Raw genomic sequence first — 9,463 nt, 5'->3', positions numbered from 1 at the left:
GGAGTGATAGTGCACTCCGCTGAGAACAATCCCGCCCTGTACGGAAAATTCGATCCACACTTTTGGACCTGCAATTCTGAAGTAATCATTTTTTACCGTCATTGAAGTATTTCCGCTGTAATAGATGTAGGTATTGTCTAATTCTGATGTGTAGGTTGCCAGAATAGAAGCTGCACTGGTATCGGAAACATCATTTACATAGGTTTTAATTACATTCAGTACCAGTGCTTTTTGAGTCGCATCCAAAGCAGAACACTGCAGCCCTGAAAAAGCAGTCGGGAAACTCCAGTTGGCGGTAGGTCCGCAAACCAGATCCGTAAACGTTGTACTGGCTTTTGCAGTGGTAAGCTGTGTGGAAGAAAGCGCGCCAAGTAAAGCAACAATAGCATTTTTCTCCTGATCTACCGGCGCATACGTTGTAGAATTAACCGCAAAAGACAATGGTTCAGTAGCCGTAAACAAAGGGGTTGCAGCTACTAAAGCTCCATTATTATAGGTATTGGCAATGGTTTTATGATGCCCCGTAAACATAATTTCGAATTTCCCTGTGGCAGAAGGAGTCCCGAAGAAAGCCAGATAAAAATTTCCTGAACCATAAGTACTTCCGCCTCCATTGGCATTGAGATAATTATCGGCATACAGCAATTGCTGAATTTCATCATAGCCTTCATTAGCGGTGGTTCCGCTCATTTCTTTGATGATGGCTTTGGCAATACCTACCTGTGTTGCATTAAGATTCCCTAAAGGAATACCTTTTCTTGCAGACATCGCCGCAGGAAGATTAGACCAGGTTTTAATGTTGGCATAGGTATAATCCAGCTGAACGGCGGCAAGCTGTGAGGAAGTAAGCGTAGCTTTTAACTGTTCGGTAAGACAGACAATTTTGGAAACCCCCGTTACGGAACCACAGGCTGTTACATCTGTAGCGGCTATGGATGCTGCTCCGGTTGTTCCCACAGCATTATCAGATGCTCCTCCGCCTGTGTTGCTGGTAGAATTACCAGAATCTGCAGAATCATTATCATCAGAACATGAAACGATAAAAGTGCTGAGCGTAATGCCGAGAACACTTATCATCAAAAAGATTTTTTTCATAATATGTTATTTTAAAATTCATTACAAAAAAAATCAATAATTCCATGGGTTTCAGGAAAGTGTGGTCAATGATAAAATAGTTGTGGTGAAAATGTATATTTTTAATTTTAACCTCAGTTCGAGATAAGAAATAAATTTAAATAATTGATTTACAGAATTATATTAATTTATCGCAAAGAAAAACAAAAGATTTTTTTACTTATTGAAAGTTGGTAAGCTAAACAAAGGCACTTCGTTTATTTAAAAAACACAAAATGGTATTACTTTGATCAATTTTACGCCTTTGTATATCTTAAAAGCTGAATTCCTGATAATTGAATCGCTTTGTTTAACACGGTGTTTAAGAAGACTCATCCCGAACTCACGTTAAATTATATCTTTTTAAGAAAGTCTTCTTCATAGGTATTGCCTACAGGAAGCGCAATATCTTTTATATAAACTGTCTTGTGCCTGAAAGAAGTTATTTTTGCTAAAGAAACAATACTGGAACGGTGGATTCTGCAGAAATGCTGCTCAGGAAGTTTTTCCAAAAGTTCTTTTATGGTAATTCTTACTAAAAGTGATTTTTGGTTTTCAAAGTAAAATTTCACATAGTTATCCTGTCCCTCGATATACAGAATCTCACTGAAAACAACTTTCACCAATCCGTAATCTACCCGAAAGTAGATAAAACCTTCATCGTGGGCAGAGAGTAATTTTTTTTGCTCCGCTGCTCGGTCGACCGCCATTTTAAAACGCTGAAAGCTAAATGGTTTCAGCAGATAATCAAAAGCTCCGATCTCGTAGCTCTCTACAGCATATTCCTTATACGCTGTTGTAAAAATCACCAGGGTTTCCTGTGGCAGTGTTTTATAAAAATCGATTCCTGAAGCAGCGGGCATATTAATATCCAGAAAAAGCAGATCCACAGGATTGTTTTCCAGAAAATATCTTGCTTCACTGGTTTTGAGGAAGGTTTTCTTTAAGTCTATCTCCTCAATATTCGCACAGAATGCTTCTATGATCTCTAAGGATGGTAGTTCATCGTCCAGTGCTATAGCGGTAATCATAACAAATTAATTTTGAGATTGACGATAAATGCCTTTTGATCTTCTTTAATCTCCAGCGTATGTTTTTGAGGATAATAAAGCATGAGTCTTTCTTTGGTATTTTTAATCCCGATGTTACTGGATTCTATATTTTTGGCAGATACAATTCTATTGAAAACCATAAAATTCAATTCATTTTCCTGTATAGATATTTCTATTTTTATTTCAGAATTTTCATCCGGATTTACACCATATTTAAAAGCATTTTCCACAAAAGTGAACAGGATAAGAGGAGCTATTTTTTTATTATCAAAATCGCCAGTTTTTTCAAATTCAACCGCTACAGAATTTCTCAGTCTGGATTTTTGTAACTCGATATAATTGCTGATATACTGAACTTCTTTTTCCAGCAGGACTTCATTCTGATAGGAATCCTGTAAAAGATACCGCATAAAATCTGAAAAAACCAATACCGTATCTGCTGTTTTATCGTCTTTTTTTATCGCAAATGCATAAATACTGTTCAGGGTATTGAATAAAAAATGGGGATGAATCTGCAGTTTGAGGTGAGAAAGTTCTGCCTGCAGCTTTTCGTTCTTAATTTTTTGGTTCTGCATTCTTTCAAACCAGAAGGTGGAAAAAAATATCGTCCCCACGAAAAGGAAGACCAGATGATCTACCTCCGAGAAGAACAGCTGAATCCTGTGAAACATTGTTTTTTCATGGGTTCTCGGATGAAAGGGCAGCTGTGCAAAGTCTGGCGGAGCATGAGATCCGAAAAGCGCCCACGGCAGAAGCAAAACAGCCATGAGTCCCAAGAAAACCAGAAACCCGTACTGCAGATATTTTTTCTGAAATAAAAGTCCCGGGATAAGGTAAGTATAATTGATGTAAAAAAAGATGAGGATCAGCAAATTACCCAGTATATTTTCTGATAAATCTTTAAAATAATGAGGCTCTGAGCTATCCATAGGAAACGCAGGAAGAAGAACCGGCTGGAGTAAAAACAGAACTACCCCCGTAAAGATCAATAATTTTCTCTTACTCATAGTTATTACACAAAATTATTGTTTTTATGATTGCAAAGAGAAAAATGTTGTGAAGTGGTTTATTTTTGGGGTGAATGTTTAACAACAGGTGGCTTCGGCTCCGCTCAGCCACCATTACAGAAAAACAACCCACAGTCCAACAATACCCGAAAATCACATCGAAAAAAAGTGGCTTCGGCTTCGCTCAGCCACCACTACAGAAAAATAAACTACATCCAACAATACCCGAAAATCACATCGAAAAAAGTGGTTTCGGCTTCGCTCAGCCACCACTACAGAACAATAAACTACATCCAACAATACCCAAAAAGCAAATCGAAAAACCCTGTGGCTTCGGCTCCGCTCAGCCACCACTACAGAAAAAAAACCAAAGTCCAACAATACCAGAAAATCACATCGAAAAAAGGTGGCTTCGACTCCGCTCAGCCACCTAATGAATATGCTCAGTCACTTAGTTTTACATTCAGCCATTTTGTTTATTTCCAGCCGTCTATTAATTATCTTTTCTAATTTCTAATACTAAAAAAAGCAAAAAAAGGTGACTGAGCGGAGCCGAAGCCACCTTTTGTATTTAAGAAGCAATCTGGGTTAAATATCAAATCCGAAATTTTGTGCATTTTTATTGGTTAACAGAACGAAGATATTACAGAATTTTCCAATTTCAGGCACCTGTAAAAAAGATGACCGGTTTTGACTACTTTTGACCGGTTTGAAAACCCATTTCTTCGGATCATGTTCGGGTCTTCTTCGGATCGGCTTCGGAAAAATGGGATTTTTTCCGAAGAAACACCGAACAACAGTCGAAGGATTTTGGGAGGATTTTGAGTGGTTTTTGGGAACAAGAAAAGAATTATCTCTTAATACGACAGCTGTATAATAGAATTTTGCTCTTTTAGATGCAGAATTTGTATAGATTGTATTTATAATGGCACAGACGTTCAACAGATATGAATATAATTTCTACACATATAATTATAAAGTTTTCTAATCTTTTACTTTAGAGAACTTTGATGCGATAACTATTTTATTTTTGAATAATATAACTTTTTCCATTTTGCAATTGTATTCCGGCTAAGTTTAAAATGTTTAGCTAACTGCAAATTATTCAGCTTGTTTTTTACCTGATAATCCAGAATTTCAAAGATTGAACTTTTATCATATGACCGGTGCTTTTTATTATCTTTATCTTCATCACTCACATAATTTTTAATTAGTTTATCATTCAAACGAATAATATCCAAAGCAGAAAGCTCTTTTTTGGATAACAGAAACAAGCATTCCTCGTGCTTATCAGGATACTTTTTTGTAATCATATCTGTATAAATACGCTTATAATTGGGTGAAATTCTATCCATAGTAATAACAATACAACTTATAAAAGATTAAAAACAGAACGCGTAAAAGCGGTGAATTTAAAGTTATATTTCTTTGCTCAGCCTTTATATTTGGAGAGCCATCTGTAAAGAGTTGTTTTGGGTATTCTATAGTCATCAATTATCTGTTGACATGTTTTTTCCTTGCGTTCAATAAGTTCTAACACAAAGTAAATAACCTCTTGAGTATAGAGATGCTTACGAAATTCCGGAAGTGCAGTTCTCTTTACTTTGTGATATGTAGCTGCATTTGGATTGGCAGGCGGTGAGTATAAAATAAGATGCTGGCTATACACGCGGAAAAAATCATATTCTAAAAGTTTACTCCATTTTAACAGATTGTCTACTGAAATATTCTCACTTAAATAGATATTCTGGACTTCCTCTTTACTGCATTTAAAAAAAGTACAGATTCTATTAGTGCTTATTTTTAATTCTTTAACACGCTTTTCAATAAGAGAACCTATATGAATTTTTTTATAGTTCATAATAATTAAATTTAAATCCTTTCTTTTTAGAGATTATTTATTGAACTTTATAACAATGAATTTACTTTAGCCGGATCTTCGTAATAAAAATACAGAATGATTATATAAATTTCTTTTGGAGTATTTTTCATTTCACAACCAAATCGCAAGGATTTTTTTGAACAGCTTCTATCCTTGAAAAAACTACCCTGCATCTGATTGGGTTCTGCCGATCAAATTTTCAAAGTTAATGATGATGGTATCCTGAAGACCGTGTTTTTTTCTCTATCCTTAGATTCCATGAGCATTTATGATTATAGGAAGAATAAAAGAGACTGAAAGTATCTATAATTAAACTTAAAAATCTCATCTGTATAATTATTGTCAGGTGTGTATGAGGTTACTTTTAAAAGCTTTACTATTCTGAAATTGTACACATTGGTTATAAAATATTATACGTTTACAGGAAGCACTCTTATTACGGATGATATAATCCATTTTTAATGGCGAAAACAATCAGATCTGAAGTCCGGTTAACATTAAACTTTTTCATGATATTTTTGTAATAGGTTTTTACAGTATGTACACTCAAATTCATACTATGAGCAGCTTCCTTAATCGTCTTACCGGAACAAACATGCTTCAGCACTTCTTTTTCTCTGGGAGAAAGATGAAATATAATTTGTTCTTCTTTAGTGATGCTATCAATAATACTATCTCGAAGATTTTTTCCATAGTATCTGTTCCCTTTCAAACATTCATCTATCGCAAATAATAGTTCTTCTAAATCTGATTCTTTAGAAAGATACACATCTGCACCATATCGCATTGCCATCTTTATAGTATGCACATCTGAAATAATTGAAAGTACTATAATTTTACAGTTGATATGATTTTGTCTCTCAAAAAAAGCTTTATAACTCTTTAAAAGCTCTACTCCATTTATTCCGGGCATCAGCAAATCTGTAATCAGGATTTGTGGCAAATTATTAATATCACACTTTTCAAAAAAGTCTGCAGCACAACTGTAGGTATCTATTTCCGAAGAAGTAATACTTTCATTAATACTGTTTTTAATAGACTGAGCAATGACTTTATGATCATCAACAATACAAATTTTCATAGAATTATATTTGGTATTGTTAATTTAAAATATTAATTCGGTAATTATATATAACAATAGCCATTAGTTTATTTTAAGAAGATATTTTTACTATAACAACCAATTCTTTTTGAAAACCCGAATTAATACTATTTATTCTTAACATTTAAACAATACACTTCTTCCGTTTTTTGTTAAAGCAATTCGAATAAAATTTCTCATGTAAAGCTTTTTAACCTGGATTAAAATAACCATCAGCCTATACACAGTTTAAGGCTAATGTGTTACAATTTTATTACCTTATCAGTTAGTTTTATTAAACTCTGCAGCCTATCATGCATTGAATTGATATATTTCATGAGACTTACTCACACATTAAAAGAATACTAATAGTTAGTAAGCTGTATCATCATACTGACATTTTGAACCGTACTTGAATTTTCTTCCACGTATACTTTAAAAGAGTTAGCTGTAACATCATAGATTACAGGCTGATACCAATCATTATCATTATTATACTGTCCATAAGAAGCTCCCGTTGTATTTGCTTTAATGGTTAGAGTTATGTTTTGATTGCCAGATAAATTAAGATTATGGATCACAGTTAAAGCATCACCTCCACTTACATCAGTTTTTGATGCAGAAACCACAAAACCGCTTACTCCTAAATTAGAAACAGTACCGGAAAATCCGTTAATATCTCCATAATTTACAGTACCAAAATAAGAAGCTGATTTTTGAGTGCTGGAATTCAGTAGGCTCCATTTTGTTCCGTCATTAATGTATAGACCGGGAATTACATTGCTAGGAACTGTACCTGCAGTTGCAATATTGTAAACTACAGCACCTTGTGTGTGTGCAGATAATGGAGAAGGATTATCTGTTGAAAGCAATGACAATCTTGGTGGCAAAAATGCTTTGGTGTTGGAAGTGAGATCCAATAAAGCATTTGTATCCGGAGAGGATGTACCAATGGCAACTCTGCCATCATCTTTTATCACAAAATCTGTTCCTGAAGTACGAATATTTCCATCGGCTTTTGTACCAAGTTTTACCATGGAATTGGTAGCATCATTTATCCATGCATCATTTGTTCCATCACCAGATCCATTATTTACTTTTTGCCAAACAGAACCATCAAAATAGTAGTATCCTGCAGAGGATACATTTACAACCTGGCTTAACGCAGCCAACTGATTAGCTGTACTTGCTGCCGCTGTAACATACACCATTGCTCCTGTTTGATTATTGGTATAATTTTTTGTAAAAAGTTCATTTCCGGTAAGTTTTGGTGCAATAATACCATCTAGTGCTGCCGCATCCGTAGGTAAGCCTACAACATGTAATGTAGCTTTGGGATCTGTAGTGTTAATCCCAACGTTTCCGGTTTGAGCAAATGCACTACAAGAAACAAATAAAAGTAAGAATAAATTATTTTTCATTATTTTTCAATTTATATTTAATATTTAGAATTTTATATTGATTAGTTTCTCTGCAACAATAAATATCATTAAATAGAGTAAATTTATCATTCTATTGAACGATCTATACCCGTAAAAGAAAGCTATTTATTTATGAGGTGGTTTATAGAAAAAGCAAACACAATATTTCTGTGATTGTTTTCAGTATTTTTCTGGTTTATTTTTTGTAGGTATTAACCAAAAGTATGTTACAAATTTAAGGGGAATGCTTTTTACAATCATATAACCCAATATGATTAAATTAATACCCCTTTTTAGGGGAATCGAAATGCGTGTAATTCTCGTAAGTTATATTGAGTTGTGAGCTTACATCAGGTCTGAAGAATTATAAGAAGAAGGAACAGGTGGGCTGAAAATATAAGAACTAATTTGTTTATCTTTTTATGTATTTCAAATCTAAAAAAAGCTTTAATCTATTCATTTACTCCACAAACTTTATAGAATCTATTTATTTTTTTGCCTGAACTTCCAAAAATTTCTTGGTAACAGCGCCTTTCAGAAGCTAAGGATTTCTGAAATTATAGGTAGAGCAAATAAATAAACAGTGAATATTATAAAATTTATTGGCCTATAGGAAATTTACCACAAATTCTAGTTCCATTTTGAGTATTGAAACTTATATTGCCATCTATTTTTTTCATTCTTAACTGTAAATTAAATAGTCCATTTCCAATAGTCTTTTTTTCGGCAAAATTGAATCCTTTTCCATTATCATGAATTTCAAAAAAACAAAATTCTTTTTTTATTGTAATTGTTATTTTTATCATACTACAATGGGAGTGTTTTATAGCATTACTAATTGACTCTTTAATAATGAAATAAAGATTATTTTCTTGAAAATCGGAAATTTTATGTGTTAATTGATCGTCAACCTCATAAACTATTTCTAAACCGGTAGATTCGTAACGTTTTTTTATTTCATCTAATAATGCAGAAACAGATTGTTTTTTTTCATCAAATCCTGTGTGTAACTTATGCAAATAACTTTTGGTTTCACTGTAAATTGCATTTAGCTCCAATTCAATATCAGAAAGTAGAAATTGTTCATTTTTATCAGATGCCCTTAAGCGTCTGTCATTGATATAATATTTTAATCCAGCAATAGAATTATTAATTCCATCATGGAGATCTACAGATATTTTTAAACGCTCAGCTTCTTTTTCTTCAAGAATTTTTTTTTCATGATCTATTTCCTGTAAAAGAATTCTTTTCTGGTTTTCGATGTTTTGCTTTTCTACTTTATTTTTTGTCTCCCAAAAATCTTTTAACCTGATACTAATGGCAAAAGAATAAAATAATATTTCTAAGAAATAACCCATACAAACAATAGACAGGTAAGTGAACCCAAAAAATGTCCTTTGGGGACCATCAAAAAAAATAGCAAAAGAGGTGAAGGATATCAGACAAAAGCTCCCTAAAAACAGATAATGATGATAAAGATCTTTACGTTTTAGCAAATGAATAAGTAAGGTTACGAAAAATGCCAACACACTTAAAGAAACGATGAGATTAATCCAAAGATAGTATTGATAAGATATAATATCCCGATAAACTAAAGAACTCGTAGATATAAAGCCAATTATGAAAAATGCTCTTGCTACATACATTAAAAATCGAAATATTTTTTTATTTTCTTTGAAATCTATCGCATGTCTTAAAAACTCTGTATAAACATAGTAACTACACCAAATGAAAAGATCACCAAGAATATAAAGCATCTTAGGCTCTCTGGTATATTTAGGAGTTAAGATGATTTCTTTAAATAAAATATAAAAAAAAAGGCACCATAAATAATTTCGGTAACTTTTTACTGCTAAATCTTTTGTATGATAGTTGTATCCAGAAACAAATAAAGCCATTATTAAAAT

The 9,463-nt window shown here is 33.1% G+C and carries 9 protein-coding genes; 1 reads left to right on the top strand and 8 read right to left on the bottom strand.

Annotated features, from left to right (window positions below):
- The 3 genes from WFK35_RS16820 to WFK35_RS16810 all read right to left on the bottom strand — a co-directional run.
- Positions 1–1,095, bottom strand: a 1,095-nt coding sequence (locus WFK35_RS16820; protein WP_336733555.1) for a DUF3500 domain-containing protein, incomplete at its 3' end; no start/stop codon positions are given.
- 371 nt (positions 1,096–1,466) lie between these two features.
- Positions 1,467–2,144, bottom strand: coding sequence for a LytR/AlgR family response regulator transcription factor (locus WFK35_RS16815; RefSeq protein ID WP_185206898.1), 678 nt, complete (start codon positions 2,142–2,144; stop codon positions 1,467–1,469).
- Positions 2,141–3,172 carry a sensor histidine kinase gene (locus tag WFK35_RS16810; RefSeq protein WP_336733553.1) on the bottom strand — a complete coding sequence of 344 codons (1,032 nt, stop codon included), beginning with the start codon at positions 3,170–3,172 and terminating at the stop codon, positions 2,141–2,143. The genes WFK35_RS16815 and WFK35_RS16810 overlap by 4 nt, the downstream gene beginning before the upstream one ends.
- Positions 3,173–3,202: 30 nt before the next feature.
- On the opposite strand from WFK35_RS16810, the gene WFK35_RS16805 reads away from it, so the two are divergent.
- Positions 3,203–3,682: a hypothetical protein gene (locus WFK35_RS16805; RefSeq protein ID WP_336733552.1), complete on the top strand. Its 480-nt coding sequence runs from the start codon at positions 3,203–3,205 to the stop codon at positions 3,680–3,682.
- A gap of 509 nt (positions 3,683–4,191) precedes the next feature.
- On the opposite strand, the gene WFK35_RS16800 is transcribed toward WFK35_RS16805, so the two are convergent.
- From WFK35_RS16800 to WFK35_RS16780, 5 genes are all read right to left on the bottom strand, one after another.
- Positions 4,192–4,527, bottom strand: coding sequence for a helix-turn-helix domain-containing protein (locus WFK35_RS16800; protein WP_336733551.1), 336 nt, complete (start codon positions 4,525–4,527; stop codon positions 4,192–4,194).
- Positions 4,528–4,604: 77 nt separating this feature from the next.
- On the bottom strand, positions 4,605–5,033 hold the full coding sequence (locus WFK35_RS16795) for a transposase (protein WP_336733550.1): 429 nt from the start codon (positions 5,031–5,033) through the stop codon (positions 4,605–4,607).
- Between the two features lie 457 nt (positions 5,034–5,490).
- A complete protein-coding gene (locus WFK35_RS16790) occupies positions 5,491–6,135 on the bottom strand; it encodes a response regulator transcription factor (RefSeq protein WP_336733549.1) in 645 nt (214 codons plus the stop codon).
- Positions 6,136–6,500: 365 nt separating this feature from the next.
- A complete protein-coding gene (locus tag WFK35_RS16785) occupies positions 6,501–7,556 on the bottom strand; it encodes a hypothetical protein (protein ID WP_336733548.1) in 1,056 nt (351 codons plus the stop codon).
- A gap of 599 nt (positions 7,557–8,155) precedes the next feature.
- The coding region (locus WFK35_RS16780) for a sensor histidine kinase (RefSeq protein ID WP_336733547.1) at positions 8,156–9,463 on the bottom strand (1,308 nt) is incomplete at its 5' end.

This window comes from Chryseobacterium sp. VD8 (assembly GCF_037149975.1).
Classification (GTDB): Bacteria; Bacteroidota; Bacteroidia; order Flavobacteriales; family Weeksellaceae; genus Chryseobacterium; species Chryseobacterium indicum.
The sequence above is the reverse complement of the archived record's forward strand: the minus strand, read 5'-3'. Positions and strand labels throughout refer to the sequence as shown.